The organism is Vibrio sp. 9-16B-A1, assembly GCF_056726165.1.
On record NZ_JBSDZD010000002.1, the window covers coordinates 36,197 to 55,863 of the forward strand.

A 19,667-nucleotide genomic window follows, 5' to 3' on the forward strand; every position below is an offset into this window, starting at 1 on the left:
TAAAAAAACCGGCACTTAAGCCGGTTTTTGTGTCTGATCGATGTCTAGTTTGCTGCCTTATACTTAAAGCTCTGTGAGTTAAGACAAGTCGTGTCAAGCGTCTGCATGGAAGCCGGGGTGTTCACTGCTTCGGTGATAAGAGCTCCGAGACAATCTTTAGACTCTTTAATCGCATCTTCCATCACTACATGCCCGCCCACATCATAAGTCAGCGACAGCTTGTTGCTGAAAGCTTTCGCCGATACTTCACCCCAGGCAGGAGGTGTCTGCCCGTCATTTGCACCATTTAGTATAAGTACAGGATAAGAGACAGCCATTGGTGCCTGATAGTAACTGGCTGGTACAGTTTTCACGTTCCAGGTTTGACAAGCTTCAGCGCTCAGCCCCATATGATGGCTCGAATCAATCGCCCTCATCACATTCTCGCCCCACTTACTCCGGCTCGGGTGCGATGAATAGTAAGCTGGTTTTACTGGCTCTTCAGAACAGATGTTTGACAGAGACATTCCAACAAAAGAATCCGGCTGCGTGGGATCATATGAACCTCCCATAATCCTTTTCGCCGCTTCTACCTGACTGTTTGTATCCAGCCTGACATAATCCACAGGGTTATAACCCTTCCAGGATGACTTGCTTTCCGTCAGCCGCATGCTCACCTGGATGAGGTAGTTAACCACCACCTGGTGATACTGGCTGTCAATCCGGCCAAACATGTCATTCAGGCTGGTCTTAAACTCATCCTCGTCACAGTAAGGAGCACTACGCTTGCAGACTTCAAGCAAACGGTCCAGCGACTGATAGTTCGCCCACGGGGTGTCTTTGATACCATTTACCTCTACCGGTAGCACACCGTCCAGCACCATCATATCTATCGCACCTTCAGACTGATAATGTTCCTGGATCTGCTTCTGTTCCTCACGGGCTATAGTCATCGCCAGGCGGGTACCATAAGAGGCACCGTATAGTTTCCAGTGGCCATTCAACTGATTCGCCTGGGTAAGCTTTTTCTCCAGAACAATAAAGTCCCAGGCATTGAACTGATTAGTGTACTGGCTCAGGTCATAACCTTCGTTCTCATACTTATTCTTACACGCTGTAATCTGAGCCTGGGTACCCGTTTCGCCAAAATCACAAAACAGAGAAGGAGTTGAAAAACCAGTACCACGCTGGTCTACGAAATATACGTCGTGGTTAAGATTAATGGCCGAACCGCGAAAATCATCCATTTCCACAATCGCACTGCCACCCGGTCCACCAGACAGAAACACAAACGCGCCTTTCTTATCCAGGCTCTGGGATGACAACTTAGCCACAGCAATTTTTATCGTTTTCTCTGTTGGTCTGGAGTAATCCTCAGGAACTTCCAACTGCCAGCAATCACCCCCATCAGCCATCCGAACATTTTCAACTTGCAGGTCACTGCACTGTACCTTAGTCAGTGTACTGCTTAGCGCTATCGAGCTGAGGTTAACCGCCGGTTGTGTTGGCTGGGACGTTGTTGAGCTGTTGGAACCGGATTCGCTGGAACCACCGCCACAGCCAGCAAGCAGTGCTGCGGTCGCTACCAGTAGTATTCTAGTTTTCATGAGGCTTATCCTTGGGGCAGATACGATTAATGCGAGGCTATTAGATAACAGCCGTCCCCCCAGGTCTGTCACTATCGGTCAGAATTTTGTCGCGAAAACTGCCCCCCGGTAGTCAACGCATCTGTGTTTAAGGCTGGTTTGTACCGAAGTTCAGGTATCAAAACAGGCTTTAAAAGCCCATCTCTCTCCCAAAGTCGCCCTCCTACCAGTACCTTAATCCCAGATCATCACTACCAATATGCTCCGCAACTGATAAAATCCGCAGGGAACAATAAGCTAAGCAGTTTGGGAAACGATGGAAGAAATCTATTTTGCCGGAGGATGCCTGTGGGGTGTGCAGGAATATATGCGTCACCTGCCGGGTGTGTTGTCTACTGAGGCTGGCCGGGCGAACGGAACTGCTTCCACCACACAGGGCCCTTATGACGGTTACGCAGAGTGCGTGCGCACCTGTTTTGACCCGCAGCAGGTCAGTGTTGAAGAACTGATGGGCTATTTCTTTGAAATCATTGACCCTTACAGCATTAACAAGCAGGGTGAAGATGTCGGCGAGAAGTACCGCACCGGCGTGTACAGCCGTTCAGAACACCACCTTGCAGCAGCCAAAGATTATATCCAAAGCCGGGATGATTCGGCCAAAATCGCAACAGAAGTGCTTGCGTTATCCAACTACGTGAAAAGTGACGATGAACATCAGGACCGGCTGACACGCTGTCCGGATGACTACTGTCATATCCCCCAGAGCATTCTGCATAAATACAAGCGCTGACCCCGGCGAATGGGGTGCCACACAATGACTATGAACGATCTTAATAACGATGCCTCTCAGGCAATAAAAACGCCCAGCTCTATCCGGCTGGATAAAGTATGCCTCGATATTCAGGGCAAACGGATTTTAAACGAGCTCTCTTTTTCCACCCAGGTAAGACGGCTTGGCATTATTGGCCGCAACGGCTCGGGCAAATCGACCCTGTCCCGTGTGCTTTCCGGGCTGATTGAAACCAACTCCGGGCGGCTGGAAGTCGCCGGTGTGAACCCGTTTAAAGACCGCAAAGCCGCGCTTTCAGAAATCGGGCTTCTGTTTCAGAATCCGGATCATCAGATCATCTTCCCGACCGTACTGGAAGAAGTGATATTTGGCCTGCGCCAGATGGGTGAGAAGAAGAAAGCTGCAGAGCAACTTGCGCGTGAAACCCTGGCAGAGTTTGGTAAAGAGCACTGGGAAAATGTGCACACCTCTGCGCTCTCTCAGGGACAAAAACACCTGGTCTGCCTGATGGCCGTTGCCGCCATGCAGCCAAACCTGATTATTCTGGATGAGCCGTTTGCCGGGCTGGATATTCCGACCAAGCGCCAGCTTCAGCGCTACCTGGACAAGTTCCCGGGCAGCCTGATTCATATCAGCCACGACCCGACTGACCTCCACGGCTATGACCAGCTGTTGTGGCTGGAGGCCGGAGAAGTCGCCGCGCTGGGCACGCCGGAAGAGGTGTTGCCTGAGTATCTGGAAGAAATGTACAAAATCGGGGACAGCGATGATATCTCTAACCTCGCCCATTGAGACCCGTGCCCACCACTGGAGCGCCGGGCTTAAACTGGGACTGCTGTGCGCCACCACGCTCGGGCTGTTCTTTATTGAGAACCTGATCTTCCACCTGGCGTTCCTGCTCGGCGTTATGGTGATGTATGCCCTGCCGGGCAAAGCGTTTTTCAAAAGCGGATTTCAGCACCTGACCGTACTGTGGCCGTTTATCCTGGTGGTCGCGGTATGGCACCTGTGGACCCAGGAAATCGCGCTGGGTGCGACGGTTATCATCCGGCTGGTTTCTGCGGTGGCACTGGCAAACCTGGTGACCATGACCACCAAACTGTCCGACATGATTGAAGTGGTGCACTTTCTGGCGCGCCCTTTCCGCCGTCTGGGGCTGAACACCCGGGCGCTGGAGCTGGCGATTGCGCTGGTTATCCGCATGACACCGGTACTGGTGTCCAAAGGACAAAATCTCTCGTGGGCCTGGCGGGCGCGTTCAAACAAACGCTCAGGCTGGCGAATCATCTTACCTTTTACCGTTCTTGCACTTGACGATGCAGACCACGTAGCGGAAGCCCTGCGCGCCCGCGGTGGTGTAACAAACATGGAGAAATAACTTATGGAAAAGAACCTCACTTACACCGCCCTGTTCGCGGCCCTGATTGCTGCGCTTGGCCTGGTGCCTAAACTCACCCTGGCGTTTGGCGTGCCGATCACCGCGCAAAGCATGGGCATTATGCTGTGCGGCACCATTCTTGGCGCACGTCGCGGCGCCCTCGCGGTACTGCTGTTCCTGCTGTTGGTTGCCCTTGGTCTGCCTCTGCTTTCTGGTGGTCGTGGTGGTCTGGGTCTGTTTGTTTCTGCCTCAGGCGGCTTTCTGATCGGCTGGCCGATAGCGGCGTTTGTAACCGGTCTGATTGTTGAGAAATGGCGCAGTGGCTCTCTGGCCGTAATCGCGACCGTGGCCTCGCTGCTTGGCGGCATCGTGGTGATGTACGTGTTTGGCATCGCGGGTATGGCGATTGTGCTGAAGAAAACCCTGATGGAAGCAGCAGCGCTGACGCTGGCCTTTATTCCGGGTGATATTGTTAAAGCAGTTATTACCGGTCTGCTGACTTCGGCGGTTTACAAAGCGCGCCCTGCCAGCGTGCTGTCCCGCGCATAGCCTGTACCTTATCCACCAGCCCTGACGGAGTGAACGTGACTGTCCTTATCTACACCGACAATGTATCGAACAACCATATTCTTTACTGGTCGCTCGGCAGACTGCTGGGCAAACAGAACGTTTACTTCGTCAACGCCAGTGAGATCCTGGCTGGCGCCCTTACCCCGGATGTTGACCTGTTTGTGATGCCTGGCGGCGCGAGCCGTTATAAGTCTGACAAACTTAACGGCCGGGGCTGTGAGCTTATCAGAGAGTATGTCGCAAACGGCGGGCGCTATCTTGGGATTTGCGCCGGAGCCTATATGGCCTGTGAGCAAACTATCTGGGCCAAAGGCTCTCCGTTTGAAATCATCACCGGCAACGCGCTGGCATTCTTTCCCGGAACCGCCGAAGGACCGCTTGAAGCCTTTGGCCGTGGTGACAACTATAACGCTACCAGGGCCCGGGTCGTCACGCTAAATGTTGGCGGCAATACAGAACGTTCGCTCTATCTGGGTGGATGCGTATTCAAACCAGAGTCAGGCTCTGGCTTTGAAGTACTGGCAACATTCAGCGAACTGCCGGATACACCCGCAGCCATTGTAGGCGGCCAGTATGGCAAAGGCCTGTGGGTGCTTTCTTCTACCCATCCGGAATATGATCAGCAGGCGATCGAGCTGATGAGCTTTGATGTGATCGGCAATGAGTATGAAGAGTATAAGCAGCTCAGCCCGGACTCCGGATTGAATCTGGATCTGCTGGAGTACCTGCTGAACTGGCGCAAAAACTGAGCCTTCTTCCCGCTACGCTTTGTTTCCTTTCCCGAGCTGACTTTCACTGTTTGACAGGTTGATAAGATCCGCCGTTTCCGCCATGGACGCAAAAAAGCGGGTGATATGCACCAGGGCATAAAATGCCAGCCCATGCTGAGGGGCGATCGTGGTTTCAAGTTCAGGGCGGATCAGTTGCTCCCAGGCAGAGATAAACAGCACCATAAAGGCCATCGCCAGTTCAATTTTGGGAAACCGTAACCAGCGGATAGCACGCTCGGCGCTGCGAACCATGGTTTTCCGCGCCGCTTTACTGGCAAAGTAAATGGCATCCATCAGTTCGCCCAGGGTTTTTACTATGATCATGGCACCGACCAGTACCAGGTTCCAGTGCCACACCTGGCCGAGTTCGACTTCATCGGTAAACTCCTGAATCGCCTCACTCAGGCCGATAATGACCAGCAGCACAGCGATCAGAATATGTATCAGGGCAATAAAACTGCTCCTCTGCAGCCACAGGGGTTTATCGTCCTGATAAAAGTTGTCCGCAGAATCTATCATAAGATCCACGCTTTCCAACAACCTCAGGATGGCTTTTAACAACACCCAGCCCCCCAAAAGAAACAACCCTCTTGCACCGCTTAACTGGTGCACCTCCTCAACGGTAAACTCAAACAGTGCAGTAATAAGCACAAAGATACCAATGACCAGATCCACCCAGGGATTCTCGATCCAGCTGACCAGCCAGCGCCGAAAACTCACGAGTTTGGATACAGTCATGGCATCTCCTTTCCTTAGCTGTTTATCGGGCGGCCAGTGCCGCCCTTTCCTGTGCAGGCTCTTCGCCGGTTAAGCGTTCAGAGCCTGTTCCAGTGATGAGTAGAGCTCAATTTCGCTGAACATTTCACTGTTTTGCAGCGGCTTCTGTACGGTTTCATTCACCGACACGAAGCACATGCGCTCATCTATAGCCAGTTTCTGTTTGATAAACAGCAGCTCGCGTATCGCCGCAGGGCACAGGCTGCTCAGCTCACTGCATTCAACGATCAGGCGATTGCTGCCCTCCATTTCACCGGCATGTTTACTGAACATTGGGATAGCACGCTCATCAAAGTCACCGCTCAGGCGCACAATGCACGCATCGGCCTGCTTTTCGACTTCCACTTTAAAGTGCTCTACACCGCTGGTCGGCGTCAGCCTGACTTTTACTGAAACCCGGTTATCAGACTGCGGCAGCTCAACGGTCAGTTCGTTGGCATCAAACTTGTCGTACGGCTGGCCGTCAATCAGTACGGATTCAATGGCAATGGAGCCTTTTGGCAGAATGTCCGGTGCCACGCGAAGTATCCTGTCGGTGAATCCGTTCGGCAGAGGCTTGAAGTGGAAGTCCATTGGCTGCTTGTGGATCAGCAGGTTGCCGTACACCGCCGCCAGGTAGCAGAGCTCGAATGAGTGGTAGCCGCTCATACTGTGGCTGCCTTTCTCCCTCTCCTGCCCCAGCAGGTACGGCAGACCGTTAGCCAGTACGTTGAAGTACACACCGCCGTTGTCCGTATCCAGGAACCAGGCGTTGTAGAAAGACTGGGACTCACGGGCGTATTTCAGGTATTCGTCTTTACCCAGAACGCCGTGCAGGATCAAATACGCCAGTATTCCCTGCTCCTGCTGCCACCAGGCTTTGCGGTCATGCCAGGCGAAGCGGTGGAATGATTCCCCGTCTGCCAGTTCACGCTCAACGACGTCATACCAGCCGGTGCGCTGTTTATCCATGCCGTGGTCCGGCATCAATGCTGCAATATGCTCAGCCATTTCCTGATAGCTGCCATCCTGTTTGGCAGAGATGATTCGCATCAGGTTCCAGGCGATCTTCAGGTTATGACCCACCACCGCACGGTTTTGCTGCCAGCCCCAGGTCTGGTCCTTGCTCCAGTCTTCATGGAATTTTTCCTGCACAAAGGCGCTGTGCTCATAGTCCTGGAAGTGATCCACCACGGTATCGGCGCAGTATGTCAGCATATCCAGATGCTGCTGTTCGCCAGAAGCCAGGTAGAGGTTAATCAGATACGCTGGCGCATGGTCACCCACTGAGTTCCAGTTTTTTCTGGCTCTGTCACGGGTCAGGCTGTCTGCTCTCGGGTTGAAAGTGATCGGGTCAACATGAGAGAAGTAGCCGCCCTGCTTATGGTCTTTAAAGTACTTCTCAAACAGGTTAATGGTCATACGGGCATCGTTAAAGATCTCCGGATCGCCACTGATACGGCAGGTCTGAACCGGCCCTGCCAGTGCATAGATCTGCTCATAGGCTGGGATGGCATCGTAATCATCACCAAATTCGGAGGCGAGGATCTTACGGGTTTTACCACCTTTCACATCAATCGCGTGGTACCAGTAAGTAATATCCTGCTGGGTATCACGGGCACGGAAGTTCTCGCGCAGGTAGAGGGTGCCTTTTTCTGCTGCTTCCAGATATTTGTCTTTACCCGTCAGCAGATAAGCCGAGGCGAAGCCGTAAACCAGGCGGGAAATGGTATCCGTCTCCTGACGCATATCCAGCTCATGACGGCCTTCCAGTGTCAGGTGAGTACGATATTTTTTGTAGTCAATTTCGCCTTCACCAAACTGGGCGTTGATATAGAAATCGGCCAGAGAGTCGATCTGCTCTATCCACCAGTTGGCTTTCTCAAAGCGATATTCCCCGGCGTTCTGACCAAGGAAAACCATATGCTTGGCTTCAAACGGCTTATCGGTTTCCGGGTAGAACACCCCGTATACAAACAGGAAACGGCCCGGCTCCAGCATATCGCGGATGTTTCCGGTGCAGTCCTGGTAAGCTTCGCCCAGATTGCGCACCACTTCGGCAAACACCGTGTCGGTGAGCTTGACCTGGAACTCGCGGCCATCGGATGTCTGCATTACAGCCACATCGGTCTTGAAATCAAATGACTGCACATAGCCTGCAATCATGTCTGAAAAGGTAAAATCTACGTTTAGCATTCTGCTTACTCCTTGCAACTGTTCTTATTTCGAAACCAAAATGACGATGCTGCGACCACCGACGTTAATGCGGTCTTCTCTCACTTCGGGACGTTGTTTTTCCTGATAAAAATTGTCTGGCGATGAAGCGGCAGTATCGACAGCGACATGCCATTTCCTGCCTTTCACCTGCGGCAGGTCGAAGCTCTCGGTCTCCCAGTACATGTTGATCATGATATGCAGATCAGCTTCTTTCCCCTCTCCTGCCAGGGTATACGAGAGCACCCTGGCGTTCGGGTCATCCCAGCCTGGTTTATTGAGTTCAATCCCGTGCCAGCTGACGCCAGGCAGGCCGCGGGCATTCTCAGTGCTGTCCGGGAAAGCGTTGGCATACAGGCAGGGATTGGATTTTCTGAAGCTGATAAGCTCGCGGAAAAAGCGCAGCATCTCCTGATTGGCATCGGTGAGATCCCAGTCAAACCAGTTGAGCGCATTGTTCTGACAATAGGCGTTGTTGTTACCCTGCTGAGAGCGGCGGATCTCGTCCCCTGCCACCAGCATCGGTACGCCACGGCTTATCATCAACAGGGTGGCAAAATTTCGGACCTGCTGACCGCGCAATGCGTTAATTGCTTCGTCATCCGTCGGCCCTTCAGCGCCGCAATTCCAGCTCATGTTGTCGTTGTTGCCATCGTTGTTGTGTTCACCATTGGCAACGTTGTGTTTTTCGTTGTAACTGACCAGGTCATTCAGGGTAAAGCCGTCATGACAGTTGATAAAGTTGATGCTGTTGACCGGTTTTCGCCCGGAGGGCTGATAAAGGTCAGCGCTGCCCGATAAACGGTTGGCAACCGCACCGACCAGACCTGCATCCCCCCTGACAAAGCGGCGCATGTCATCACGGAAGCGTCCGTTCCAGTCAGCCCAGCGGTAACCGGGGAAATGCCCAACCTGATAAAGGCCCGCAGCATCCCAGGCTTCGGCGATTACTTTGGTGTCAGCCAGAACATCCGAAAGTTCTATTTGCCACAGCACCGGCGGATACTCCATCGGTCTGCCATCCATATCCCGGCTCAGTACCGATGCTTCATCAAAGCGGAAACCATCGACGTGCATCTCTTTCACCCAGAACTCCAGGCTCTCTACCACCAGCTTCTCCACCACCGGCATGTTGCAGTCAAAAGTATTACCGCAGCCGGTGTAGTCCATGTAGTAGCGTTTCTGCTCAGGGTTGAGGTCGTAGTAAGTCGGGTTGTCGATGCCTTTAAAATTGAACACCGGCCCCTGATGATTTCCCTCATCGGTATGGTTAAACACCACATCCAGGATCACTTCGATACCCGCTTTGTGCAGCGCTTTGACCATATCCCGGAACTCATTGATATGACGCCCCTCTTCTGGCGACACGCAATAACCCGGGTGCGGGGCAAAGAAGCTGATGGTGCTGTAGCCCCAGTAGTTGGTCAGTTCGGTACCGTCATCATTAGTGCGAAGTGGTGTGATTTCATCAAAGTGCATCACCGGCAGAAGCTCTACCGCAGTGATGCCAAGCGATTTCAGATACGGGATCTTTTCAATGATCCCCTGGTAAGTACCGGGATGCTCTACCCCGGAGGAAGGTGAACGGGTAAAACCGCCTGCGTGCATTTCATAGACGATGGTTTCGTTCATCGGCCGGTTAAGGGGCTGGTCGCCCTCCCAGTCGTACTTTTCAATATCTATGATGACGTTACGCATGGAGGTTGCGAGATTGTCTGTATCCCCGCAGGCATCGCCGCGCACAAACAGCTCTTCTGTGGCACCAAAGCCATACGGGTCGAGCAGTATTTTGGCCGGATTAAACAGCAGCCCCTGATCTGGCTCGTGCGGGCCGTCGACCCGGTAGGCGTAGTGCATGCCGGGTTTCAGACCTTCAACAAACACATGCCAGAAAAAGAAGGTACGGTTTTGTGCCGGATCCAGAGCTATGGTTTGCACCGGTTCAACCGCGTCGTGCTGGTCAAACAGAAGCAGCTCCACAGCCGTGGCGTGGCGGGAAAACAGAGAAAAATTCACGCCAGCATCGGTCACCCTTGCACCTAACGGATGCTGGCTTCCCCTGCTGGTTGTATAAGAAAGCATGGTAATTCCCTCTTCATAAGGGTTAAACATCGCTCTGCCGCGGGGCAGCGCATTAACCCATTATCCTTTACAGATCACCGGTTCATTGGCTCTGCAGTGGTGGCGGACTGGCTTCATCCTGATAGCCCTGATTCAGCTCGACGATATTGCCGTCCGGGTCTTTGACCCAGGCCACCGTCATTCCGGGGATAAACTCACTCATATCCAGAGGCCCCAGTGATAGCTCAGCAGCGCTGGCTATCTCTTTCAGCAGGCTTTCAAGGTCATCCACTTCAATGCAGAAGTGACGCATACCGGTAAAGGCGTAGCCGTCTTTTTCCGGTGCAGGAATGGGCCTCTCATCGGTTGAACGGAACAGCTCCAGATAACAGTCACCGAGCTTGATCATCACCACCTGGTCTTCACCCGGGGCATAAACCCTGGCCCGCTCAAAACCGAAGTACCGGCTGTAAAAAAGCTCGGTGGCTATCGGGTCCTTACAGTTAAGCGCTACGTGGGAAAACTTAAGATTAGCCATGGCCTTTCTCCCTGCTCTCAAGCATTTCAAGGATCTTTTGCGCGAACAGATGACAGTGCATCCCGGTACGGGCCGTTACCAGATCCCCGTCCACCACCACATCCTGATCCACGTACTCAATCCCATACGCTTTGGCATCACCCAGCAAGTTGTTGTGCACGACGGCTTTGCGTCCTTCCACCAGGTGAGCAATTGGGGCCATCAGCCACATACCGTGGCAGATTATGCCTTTGATAAGGTTGGGGTTAGCAAAGGCGCGCTCCAGCAACCGGCAGGCCGGCGGCAGTTCTTTCACGTCTTCGGTGTAACGCAGACGGTCCGCCACTATGCCGGATGGCACGATAAGGGCGTCAAACTCTGCCAGTTTTTCATCGGTCAGCGCTTCAAAGCTCTCACTGCAATCGAGCGGCACCTTGTACTCATGGCCGGTAAACGTAATCGACGGCTGCCCCCACATGCGGCTCATCAGATGGAGTTCATAACCGGCTTCAGGGAAACGGAACTGGTAGTAAAAGATCTCTTTCTCGAAATAGTCACTTTCGATCAGTACGGCAATTTTCTTACTCATGATCATTTCCCCTGACGCTTGAGTTCATCGAGAAACGGCTGCAGCTTTTTGCTGTCGAGATAGTTTTTCTGCTTCACGATTTTGCCGTTCTTAACCTGGTAGACATTGCATACATCTACTTCTACCGCCTCGCCACTGGCGGTGACCGCAGAGATATGGGTCTGGGCACAGGCATGCTCACCGCTGACAAAAAACGACAACAGCTTGTTCTGGAACGAAGAGTAAACGGTGGCCAGCACTTTGGTGCCGTCTGTCAGTGCCTGGATACCATCGATTGTACCGATTGGCTCTTCGATACTGGCGTCATCGGCAAACAGGCTCAGCCATGTCTGCCAGTCTCCGGCGTTAACCGATTCAAAATAAGTAAGTACGACTTCCCGGGTTGTCTTTTCCTGCATAGCTGACTCCTTATTCAACCCTTGTGAGAATGGTGATGATGTCTTCTTTGCTCAGCGCTTTTGCCGTGCCAACGCCACCAAAGCGCAGGGTGCGCTCGGCAATGGTTGGGATAAGGCCGGTGTCCACACCGCTGGAAGAGAGCGACAGGTTGATGCCAAGCTCCCGCCAGTAATCTTTTGTCGCTTCAATCGCGGCCTGACCGTACGCTTCATCACTTCTGCCGTTTCTCGGCAGTTGCCAGATGTTTTCGGCCATCGCAACAAAGCGCGATGGTATGGAGGTCTGCACTTCAGGCATCCAGCCTGAGTAAATCAGCGCCATACCGTGACCGTGGTTGAGGTCCGTCAGCGCTGTCAGTTCATGTTCGATAAGGTGGGAAGACCACTCAGGAACTGAGCCGCACATGTTCTGATCGCAACAGGCCCAGGCTGCGGCATAGAGCAGATACGCCCTGGCGTCATAATCATTGGGGTTTTCCAGTGCACGCCGGCCGGATTCGATAACGGTACGAAGCAGGCCCTCTTTGATCCTGTCGGTTGCCAGCGTATTGAGCGATGGTGAGAAGTACTGCTCCAGGTAATGGGTCATGATGTCTGCCACACCAAAACCGGTCTCGTCTTCCGGCAATGTGAACGTCAACGCCGGATCATCAATACAGAATTTGGCGTAGATATCCTTGTTGATGACCATCAGCTTTTCTTTGGTCTCCCGGCGTGACAGCACCGAAGTGTAGTCAAACTCTGAGCCGGTACCGGCTTTTGTCATCACGACCGCAAACGGGATCACTTTGCCGACCGGGTACTTCACCGGATAGTCAGGGTTATGCATCACCCGGTTAAAGTCTTCGTATACGTCCCAGACGTCATACTCCAGCGGCGCACCAACCGCAATGGCTTTGGCAGTATCACTGACGCTGCCGCCACCCACACCCAGTACAAAGTCCAGCTTGTGCTCACGTACCAGTTCAATCCCGGTTTCCACCAGTTTGTACCTTGGATTTGGGTGTACTCCTTCAAGCTCAACCCACTCGATTCCCGCTTTACGCAGCTGGTCGGTTATCTTTTCATACAGGCCGGTTTGCTTGGCATGATGCTGGCCATATACCAGCAGAATACGTTTGCCAAGCGGTTTGATCTGCTCGGCCAGCTGGTCAATCTGGCCGTTGCCAAACAGCATTCTGACCGGGTTGTAATAGTCAAAATTCTCCATTACTTACTCCTTTATTTCGTAAGTAATACCGTGAACAGAGGATGAGACTTCAAAGGCAAAGCCAGCCGCTTCCCTGTGCACCGGATTATTGAAATAGGCGTGGTAGTCATCTTCACTGGCAAAATCCGCCAGCACACACAGATCTTCGGCGTCAAAAACCGCCGATGAGTCTGGTTTGTTGGGGCAGACTTCTATGTGCTGAATGGAAGAGATGACCTCACGCATGTGGTTAACGTTGTGCTGTATGCGGGCCTGGATTTCAGCCTTATTCATACCGTTGAATTCTTCTTTGAGACGAAATAGAGCTATATGTCTGATCACGAGTCTGCCTCCTGATTGTTCCGAAGTTCTTTCACCTGATAACGGGCGATACGCCAGTGTCCCTGCTCCTTAACCACCTGCCAGAGCTGCATGGCGTCAAAGTCGAGCCGGGTACAGAGTGGTGAGTCACTGCTGCGCTGGCTGGCCTGCCAGTTCACCCAGACGGCGATGTGGGCCTGGTCAGAGCTTTCCATAATGATGTCCAGATGACGGATCACATGCTGCTGATTAAAGAACTGCTCACGTACCCCTTCATACCAATTGCTGAACTCTTCAGCGTTAGTGAGCGTGGCTTCCGGAAACGCCAGCCGAAAACCCTCTGCCAGCATTTCCAGCAGCTTCTCTTCACGGCGCTGGATTGTGATGGCAAAGAACCAGTCACGAACCAGCATGCTGATAGCAAGTTTCTCTTCGCAGAGCGCCTCTGCGGTCATCGCATTTTGATTACTGTCCACACTTCACCCCCACCTGAGACGGGTCGTAATCGCCGTCTAATCTGAGTTCCACTAAAAATGGCTTGTCGTCTGACAACATGCGGTCGAGTGCTGCCGGCACCTCGTCCCTGTGCTCAACCCGCAGTGCTTCAACTCCCATTGAGCCTGCTATCTGGCAGAAGTCGATAGCGGGATAAGAGAGGTCAAAACAGGTCGGATGCTGATGCGGATCCATCGACTGGGTTTGCCAGTAGTTGTCGATATTGAGTTGCAGCAGACGATAAGAGCGGTTATTGCACACCACAAACTTGGCCCCCACTCCGTGACGAACAGCGGAATAGAGCGCCTGAATGGTGTACATGCTGCCGCCATCACCGCTGAAGCCCACTACGCATTTATCCGGCTGTGCCAGCTTAACGCCGATGGCTCCAGGGAAGCCCACCCCCAGAGAGCCACCCCGGGTGATAAAGCTCTGCCCTGTCTGCTTCGGTTTGAAGTAGTGAGCAAGCTGAGGAGAACTGGTCAGCGCTTCGTCGAACACCACCAGCTTGTCGTCATCCACCAGCTCAGTAAGCTTTTCGGCAAAATCGGCCATACAGAGGCTGGTTTTGTTTTTCTGATCCGCTATCTGATCCTGCTCGACCTGGTTGCGGCGCTCAGACTCCTGACGCATCTCATCCAGCCGTTTGGCTGCACCCTGTTTTTGCTCAGGGCTCTGCTTCTGACGGATGTAGTCACACAGTGCCTGAAGTGAGCGCAGGGGATCGGCAACCACGCCAATGTCCACACGGTGGTTTTTGGCAATCTCATACGCGTTAAGGTCGATATGGGCCACGGTTGCATCGTCGGCAAAGATGTCCCCAAGCTCAGGGAAGACTTCCGGCACCATGTAAGTACCCACCACCAGGTTCATATCACCGGAGCGGAGAATAGGCAGGCTGTGCTCACCAAACATGTGGCCTGTCATGCCCTGCCAGCAGATATGGTTCATGTCCATATTCACTTCACCGGCATCGCAGCCCCAGACCTGGGCGCCGGTCAGCTCAGCCAGGGTCGCCAGCGCTTCCCCCGCCTGTGAATACGCTACGCCGTCACCGCAGTAGATCATTGGTTTGTTCGCACTCAGCAAGTGATCACCGATCTGCTCAATGGTCGGGGCCGCAGGCAGTACCCGGGTCGAGGGAATGGAAGTTGGGATGAGTGACTCTTCGTTAATAGCATCGAGCACATCCGCTGGCAGGCAGATATACACCGGCCCCATCGGCGGCGTAGCCGCTATTTTGATTGCTCTTCGCAGGGTGCGCAGCAGTGAGTGACGATCCAGCACCATGGTGGAGTACTTGGTAACAGGCTCCATCATAGCGACCAGGTCACCCGCCATCTGGGCATCCATATTCATGTACTTCAGCCCGGCATCACCGCCAATAACCACCAGCGGCGCATGCCCGCGCATCGCCTGGTACAGCGCGCCAACAGCGTTGCCAATGCCCGGTGAGCTGTGAAGCTGCACCAGGGTTGGTTTTTGAGTCGCCCTCGCATAACCATCAGCCGCCATAACGGCGATGGTTTCCTGCAGGGTAAGGATGTATTTGATATCCGGGTATTCGTCCAGGGCATCAAGAAAGCCCTGTTCGACAGTCCCCGGATTTCCAAACATGTGGTCCAGGCCATCCAGCGCGAACTGCGCAAGGATAGCCTCCTTTCCGGTTTTTTGTGACATGGTTTACCACCCGTAACGTGTAAGGCCCTGCTCCAGAACTTCTGTCATTTTCTCGCCGCATTTCACGGAAGAGGCCGTCGAACGGCTGGTAATAAACGGGTAATCAACAATGACACTGGTACGGTTGCCCACGTTGCTGTGGTACTGGCCGTCAGGGCCGGTAGCATCACGCAATATGTACTCCAGAGGATAAGGCGGTGGCCCCATGTTAAAGTCCACACCAAGGAATCCGGTGCCGTCTTTGTAATCGTATTCGAGTGGGTGGCCGGTAACGTGTTTGCCCCAGATGATGCTCTGTTTGTCCCGGCAGTCGCGGGCAAACGCCAGCACAGCTACACCATAACACTCTGCGGCAATCAGCTTATTGGCTTTGTAGAACGCGAGCACCAAATCGTGTACCCGCTGGTTGTTGACCATGTCCACCACCGGTCCGCTTCCGCCGACCAGCAGCAGCGCATCGTATGACTGCAGTTCCTGTTCGGCCTGCTCTAACTGGTGATAATAATTTTCCAGTGAATGGAGGTAATTTTCGGTGCTGAGGTATGGGCGCTCGGGAATGAGCTGATCCAGCGCCATTGGGTTATTGAGACGATCAGAAGCTTCGAGCTGTTTTACTGCCGCTTCCATTTCCTTCGATACCACAGGACGGCCCAGTGGCGGGTCAATGTATCCGGCATCCATACTTGGTGGCAGGGCGTGAGCCCGTTTGCCGGTTGGCGTGGCAAAATCGACAGTGTATTCCTGCTTATCCAGAGCCTGCAGCGGCCCTACAAGCTCTTCGCCCCAGTACCCATACTCGGACAATACAGCCAGTATTTTCATGTTTTAACTCTCTTTTTTATTTAGTTATGAAAGCTAATAAGTTGACAAAATGGTCAGCTTTTAGCCTGTTCTGACGTTTTAGCTATATGAGAGTAGAACAGCTTTATAAAGGGGAATGGAAAGCGGGCTAAAGTTTTTTATGCAATCATTGATATATTGAACGGGCTCCAGTTTCTGAAGTTTTGTTTGAAAATAGTACTCATCAGCCATGGAAAAATCGTCACACCATGCTACCGGTTGAGTATTTAGTCCTAATGCTCTGAAAAAACAGAAATATTAAAAAACGCTCAGCCATAGCATGAGCGTTTTAACTTACAGCTGAATTTATAAAACTGTCGGAATTCAGTCTTCTGAATCAGAACTGTCGCCGGCATCCACCGCCGCTTTCGCCCGGTACAGCTGCTCCAGCACCGCATCCATATCCGGCTCTTCGGTGAACGGGCTCATCGGATAGGATTTAATCCCCAACAGATTGCGCTTCTCATGGGTGGTCTTGTATGACTCAGTAAACGAGAGCGTTGGCGTTCCGTGCAGCTCGGCCTCACGCAGCACATAGTGCGCGATAGCGCGGTTGTACTGATTGATGCTGTCAGTAAAGCCGGCCGGAACCTCATCATGCAGCTCGCGTTCGTACCACAGCCGTCCCTGCTCATCGTATTTGCCCTGCGGGTAGAAACGCAGGTCAGTGACAAACGCGGGGTTATCCCGGTTGAGTAATGCAATGTCGGGTGATTTTTCTATACGGGTACGGAAGTAATCTGCCACGGAGAGCAGATAAAGGATCAGGGACTCATAACCCTCTTTACCCAGGGTAAGCATGTTGGCCAGCGCCTTTTGCGCATAGTTAGGCCGGCTGGATTCGAGAGTAAAAGTGCCGGGCTGATAGCCGTCTCCGTGATAGAGGTACGGCATATCACTTTTGTATTTTTTCAGCAGATTGAAGTCATCGCGGCTTTTGACAATAAAGGCACTGCACAGATACGGCCCCCAACCGGTTTTATGAAAATCGATCCCCACTGAATCAGCATATTGCAGCTCAACCATTTTCGACACAATAAAGCGAATAGAACGCTGAAGGTTCTGAGAGAGGCCATCCAACTCTGTATCACCCTTAAACGTCAGATAGGGCCAGCCTATTACCGCATCCGCATGAACATGAATGGGGTAATCCAGCTCCTCGCAGATCCGGTCACGCAGCGCTACAATCTCGCGAAGCGGGTCGATGCCAAATGCATCTGTGGTTCCCATGGTGGCGTAAATACAGCCGATTTTTGCGCCTGATGCTATCGCCTGGCGCATCTCTTTTTCAAGCAGGTCTACCCGCATGGTGTTGTCATCGTTGGTTGGGATCACGCAGATATTGTTTAGCCCTACCCCTGTCCAGATGGCGGATGATTTGATGCTGTAGTGAGAGACGTCCGAACAGAAAAATACGACCCTGCCCCGGAGCCCGGTGTATTTGGCGTCCGGGTCCGCTTTTTCAATTCCGATGCGCGAAGCATACAGATTGCAACCGGTGCCACCAAAGGTGAAAATACCGCCCGCCTGTGCCTTATTAAAACCAATCAGATCCGCCAGCATGCCGGTGGCGATGACTTCGGAGCGGGCCGCGCTCATTCCGTAGTGATCCCAGATTGAGTTTTCGTTATAGCGCGCAGAAAGCGCCTCCGTGACAATGGAAATCCGGGTTGGATCCGGAATGACGTTCGACTGCATCTGAGGGTGCCCCCACAGGCCAACGCCCTGGTAGAGTTCCAGTATTTCCTTCAGGGTTTCGGCTTCACCCTGCATCTCTTTCGGGAAATGACTCTCGTTAAACATCACCTGATAATCCAGCTCAGGCTTTTGGCCAATAATGGTGCCATTGTGCTGCTTTTTCAGCTCACTTAAAGCCATTTCCAGCAGCTCGGTAGTTTGGGATACATGCTCATCAGGTGCGATAAACAGCTTACGGATGGTTTGGATCTTTTTCATCGCTTACTCCTCAAGACGCCGGAGCTCACTGGGCTGGTGCATGAATCAATAGTAAGCAGGCGCGATTAAGACATTGAGAGATAATGCAGTTATTACAGTAAGGATAGTCGAAATAAGAAGTAAGAGACGAAAAGCGAGAACCCAGGACCCAGGACCCAGGACCCAGGACCCAGGACCCAGGACCCAGGACCCAGGACCCATAAAAACCAAAAACTAAAAAGCCGCCGGGGACAACCCCTGGCGGCCTGATTGCTGATACTTAGTTGCGGGTTGGGTTGATTGTCAGCGGCTCAAACGTAGACACCGCATTCACGCCTGCACCCGGGTGATCGACATAGGAGGTGTCCTGCATCAGGGTGTAGTAGACATCGACGTAGTCATCATCATTGGTCAGCACGCCATCCGGGATCGCAGCAATGATTTTGCCAGTGATCTGAGGAATAATCGCATACGCCTGAACTTCCGGATCCGGGATGGCTTTCAGTACCTCTTCAGCCACCTGAACCAGCAGTTTCGCCAGTTCTTTGTAGTCGGTACCGTCATCCTGCTCCATCAGAATCATATCGGCAGCGCCCCAGCGGTAACGCGACCAGTGGATGATGATCTGATTCGGGTAGTAATCCTTGTTGTCGTAATCCAGATACGGCATTTCTACCAGATCCAGCGTTGGCTCGTTACGGCTTGGGTTTACGCCTGTCACAATTGCGTAGACCTCTGCTTTGCCAGAAATCCATGGTTCCTGATCATCGGCCAGGCGAATTTTCGCCAGTTTGGTGGTCGAGATAGGTTTGGTTTCAGTATCTGACATTGCCGCAAAGCCGCTGCTCATCTTAGCCATCGGAGCTGGTTCAGCATAAGGCTGAATATCCGTTGTCTGACCCAGTGCGCGCATCTCTGCCTGCATCGCTTTAAGGCCGGCTTTCAGTTCCGCCTCGCTGTTGTTATCGACCACAATCACAGGCACATCCGGCATTTTGTACACATCCAGCTGGTGCACCTGACCGTACACGTCATAAGCCTCGATGTACTGCCAGTTCTTATCATTACCGGCGGGTTCAAAGGCAAACAGCGGTGACTGGCCTTTTTCCCATGCCTGAAGCATCTCCGGAGACGCCAGTCTCAGTTCCAGCAACTCTTCGGTGTAATCGGTAACGCCCTTCCACTGACGAATTTCTGTATCCGCAGTCTTCATGGCTTTGCTGAAAGCGGCCTGAGGTTTTTCGGCAGAAAGCGTTGAAACCGGAACCGCCAGATTGTCAGCAGAAATACTTGCTTTCAGCGTTGGCTCGATCAGCTGATAGCTTTCGCTCAGCTGCTTTGCCAGCTCCTGTTTGGTTTCAGAAATCGCCGCGGCGTTTTTGTTCGCAATACTTGTGGTGGTGGAGGAATCATCAGACTGGCAGCCAACCAGCGCAACACTGCAAAGGATCGAGAGGGATATCGTTTTTTTCATAGTAGCCCCTGTTGAATTATCAGATGGAGGTAGAGCTTATGCTCTACCTGCTACTAAAGTACCACTATTTTATGCTGGATTTATAAATGCGGGTAATTAATGCACAAAGGATCAAATTTCACATC

General features: G+C 52.7%; 19 protein-coding genes. 5 read left to right on the forward strand and 14 right to left on the reverse strand.

What is annotated here, in order from left to right; all coding sequences use genetic code 11:
• Positions 1–44: 44 nt before the first annotated feature.
• Positions 45–1,586: an alpha/beta fold hydrolase gene (locus tag ACVB80_RS03855; RefSeq protein ID WP_481079954.1), complete on the reverse strand. Its 1,542-nt coding sequence runs from the start codon at positions 1,584–1,586 to the stop codon at positions 45–47.
• A gap of 295 nt (positions 1,587–1,881) precedes the next feature.
• Between ACVB80_RS03855 and ACVB80_RS03860 the strand changes: the two genes are divergently transcribed.
• The 5 genes from ACVB80_RS03860 to ACVB80_RS03880 are packed head-to-tail and all read left to right on the forward strand — an operon-like array spanning position 1,882 to position 5,052.
• The gene (locus ACVB80_RS03860) at positions 1,882–2,355 is read left to right on the forward strand and encodes a peptide-methionine (S)-S-oxide reductase (protein WP_481079955.1); all 474 of its coding nucleotides are present in this window, start codon (positions 1,882–1,884) and stop codon (positions 2,353–2,355) included.
• 24 nt (positions 2,356–2,379) lie between these two features.
• Positions 2,380–3,147 carry an energy-coupling factor ABC transporter ATP-binding protein gene (locus ACVB80_RS03865; RefSeq protein ID WP_481079956.1) on the forward strand — a complete coding sequence of 256 codons (768 nt, stop codon included), beginning with the start codon at positions 2,380–2,382 and terminating at the stop codon, positions 3,145–3,147.
• A complete protein-coding gene (locus ACVB80_RS03870) occupies positions 3,122–3,733 on the forward strand; it encodes an energy-coupling factor transporter transmembrane component T family protein (protein ID WP_481079957.1) in 612 nt (203 codons plus the stop codon). Before ACVB80_RS03865 ends, ACVB80_RS03870 begins: the two co-directional genes overlap by 26 nt.
• A 3-nt stretch (positions 3,734–3,736) precedes the next feature.
• Complete coding sequence (locus tag ACVB80_RS03875) at positions 3,737–4,282, forward strand: biotin transporter BioY (protein WP_481079958.1); 546 nt, start codon at positions 3,737–3,739, stop codon at positions 4,280–4,282.
• Positions 4,283–4,317: 35 nt separating this feature from the next.
• Positions 4,318–5,052, forward strand: coding sequence for a BPL-N domain-containing protein (locus tag ACVB80_RS03880; RefSeq protein ID WP_481079959.1), 735 nt, complete (start codon positions 4,318–4,320; stop codon positions 5,050–5,052).
• Positions 5,053–5,064: 12 nt separating this feature from the next.
• Here the strand turns inward: ACVB80_RS03880 and ACVB80_RS03885 are convergent, their stop codons facing one another.
• The 13 genes from ACVB80_RS03885 to ACVB80_RS03945 form a co-directional block, all read right to left on the reverse strand.
• A complete protein-coding gene (locus ACVB80_RS03885; RefSeq protein WP_481079960.1) occupies positions 5,065–5,811 on the reverse strand; it encodes a hypothetical protein in 747 nt (248 codons plus the stop codon).
• A gap of 69 nt (positions 5,812–5,880) precedes the next feature.
• Positions 5,881–8,025, reverse strand: a complete 2,145-nt coding sequence (locus tag ACVB80_RS03890) for an STAS domain-containing protein (protein WP_481079961.1) — start codon at positions 8,023–8,025, stop codon at positions 5,881–5,883.
• A 24-nt stretch (positions 8,026–8,049) separates the two neighbouring features.
• Positions 8,050–10,125: a glycogen debranching protein GlgX gene (gene glgX, locus ACVB80_RS03895; RefSeq protein ID WP_481079962.1), complete on the reverse strand. Its 2,076-nt coding sequence runs from the start codon at positions 10,123–10,125 to the stop codon at positions 8,050–8,052.
• Between the two features lie 82 nt (positions 10,126–10,207).
• Positions 10,208–10,642, reverse strand: coding sequence for a VOC family protein (locus tag ACVB80_RS03900; RefSeq protein ID WP_481079963.1), 435 nt, complete (start codon positions 10,640–10,642; stop codon positions 10,208–10,210).
• Positions 10,635–11,210: a DJ-1/PfpI family protein gene (locus ACVB80_RS03905; RefSeq protein ID WP_481079964.1), complete on the reverse strand. Its 576-nt coding sequence runs from the start codon at positions 11,208–11,210 to the stop codon at positions 10,635–10,637. Before ACVB80_RS03905 ends, ACVB80_RS03900 begins: the two co-directional genes overlap by 8 nt.
• A 2-nt stretch (positions 11,211–11,212) precedes the next feature.
• A complete protein-coding gene (locus ACVB80_RS03910; RefSeq protein ID WP_481079965.1) occupies positions 11,213–11,608 on the reverse strand; it encodes a nuclear transport factor 2 family protein in 396 nt (131 codons plus the stop codon).
• A gap of 10 nt (positions 11,609–11,618) precedes the next feature.
• Complete coding sequence (locus tag ACVB80_RS03915; protein WP_481079966.1) at positions 11,619–12,818, reverse strand: iron-containing alcohol dehydrogenase; 1,200 nt, start codon at positions 12,816–12,818, stop codon at positions 11,619–11,621.
• A gap of 3 nt (positions 12,819–12,821) precedes the next feature.
• Positions 12,822–13,139 (reverse strand): Dabb family protein, encoded by a 318-nt coding sequence (locus tag ACVB80_RS03920; protein ID WP_481079967.1) that lies wholly within the window; start codon positions 13,137–13,139, stop codon positions 12,822–12,824.
• The gene (locus tag ACVB80_RS03925; protein WP_481079968.1) at positions 13,136–13,594 is read right to left on the reverse strand and encodes a nuclear transport factor 2 family protein; all 459 of its coding nucleotides are present in this window, start codon (positions 13,592–13,594) and stop codon (positions 13,136–13,138) included. Before ACVB80_RS03925 ends, ACVB80_RS03920 begins: the two co-directional genes overlap by 4 nt.
• Entirely contained in the window at positions 13,584–15,293 is a 1,710-nt protein-coding gene (locus ACVB80_RS03930) for a thiamine pyrophosphate-binding protein (protein WP_481079969.1), read from the reverse strand. The genes ACVB80_RS03925 and ACVB80_RS03930 overlap by 11 nt, the downstream gene beginning before the upstream one ends.
• Before the next feature lie 3 nt (positions 15,294–15,296).
• Positions 15,297–16,115, reverse strand: a complete 819-nt coding sequence (locus ACVB80_RS03935; RefSeq protein ID WP_481079970.1) for a type 1 glutamine amidotransferase domain-containing protein — start codon at positions 16,113–16,115, stop codon at positions 15,297–15,299.
• 342 nt (positions 16,116–16,457) lie between these two features.
• A complete protein-coding gene (locus ACVB80_RS03940) occupies positions 16,458–18,089 on the reverse strand; it encodes a pyridoxal phosphate-dependent decarboxylase family protein (RefSeq protein ID WP_481079971.1) in 1,632 nt (543 codons plus the stop codon).
• A gap of 259 nt (positions 18,090–18,348) precedes the next feature.
• Positions 18,349–19,542, reverse strand: a complete 1,194-nt coding sequence (locus ACVB80_RS03945) for a DUF3103 domain-containing protein (protein WP_481079972.1) — start codon at positions 19,540–19,542, stop codon at positions 18,349–18,351.
• Positions 19,543–19,667 lie beyond the last annotated feature (125 nt).

Excerpts from the sequence above, each read along its gene's own strand:
- ACVB80_RS03885 (WP_481079960.1), bottom strand. The coding sequence starts at position 5,811 with ATGACTGTATCCAAACTCGTGAGTTTTCGGCGCTGGCTGGTCAGCTGG.
- ACVB80_RS03905 (WP_481079964.1), bottom strand. The coding sequence starts at position 11,210 with ATGAGTAAGAAAATTGCCGTACTGATCGAAAGTGACTATTTCGAGAAA.
- ACVB80_RS03945 (WP_481079972.1), bottom strand. The coding sequence starts at position 19,542 with ATGAAAAAAACGATATCCCTCTCGATCCTTTGCAGTGTTGCGCTGGTT.
- ACVB80_RS03935 (WP_481079970.1), bottom strand. The coding sequence starts at position 16,115 with ATGAAAATACTGGCTGTATTGTCCGAGTATGGGTACTGGGGCGAAGAG.
- glgX (WP_481079962.1), bottom strand. The coding sequence starts at position 10,125 with ATGCTTTCTTATACAACCAGCAGGGGAAGCCAGCATCCGTTAGGTGCA.
- ACVB80_RS03890 (WP_481079961.1), bottom strand. The coding sequence starts at position 8,025 with ATGCTAAACGTAGATTTTACCTTTTCAGACATGATTGCAGGCTATGTG.
- ACVB80_RS03860 (WP_481079955.1), top strand. The coding sequence starts at position 1,882 with ATGGAAGAAATCTATTTTGCCGGAGGATGCCTGTGGGGTGTGCAGGAA.
- ACVB80_RS03910 (WP_481079965.1), bottom strand. The coding sequence starts at position 11,608 with ATGCAGGAAAAGACAACCCGGGAAGTCGTACTTACTTATTTTGAATCG.
- ACVB80_RS03900 (WP_481079963.1), bottom strand. The coding sequence starts at position 10,642 with ATGGCTAATCTTAAGTTTTCCCACGTAGCGCTTAACTGTAAGGACCCG.
- ACVB80_RS03915 (WP_481079966.1), bottom strand. The coding sequence starts at position 12,818 with ATGGAGAATTTTGACTATTACAACCCGGTCAGAATGCTGTTTGGCAAC.
- ACVB80_RS03875 (WP_481079958.1), top strand. The coding sequence starts at position 3,737 with ATGGAAAAGAACCTCACTTACACCGCCCTGTTCGCGGCCCTGATTGCT.
- ACVB80_RS03855 (WP_481079954.1), bottom strand. The coding sequence starts at position 1,586 with ATGAAAACTAGAATACTACTGGTAGCGACCGCAGCACTGCTTGCTGGC.
- ACVB80_RS03940 (WP_481079971.1), bottom strand. The coding sequence starts at position 18,089 with ATGAAAAAGATCCAAACCATCCGTAAGCTGTTTATCGCACCTGATGAG.
- ACVB80_RS03930 (WP_481079969.1), bottom strand. The coding sequence starts at position 15,293 with ATGTCACAAAAAACCGGAAAGGAGGCTATCCTTGCGCAGTTCGCGCTG.
- ACVB80_RS03870 (WP_481079957.1), top strand. The coding sequence starts at position 3,122 with ATGATATCTCTAACCTCGCCCATTGAGACCCGTGCCCACCACTGGAGC.
- ACVB80_RS03865 (WP_481079956.1), top strand. The coding sequence starts at position 2,380 with ATGACTATGAACGATCTTAATAACGATGCCTCTCAGGCAATAAAAACG.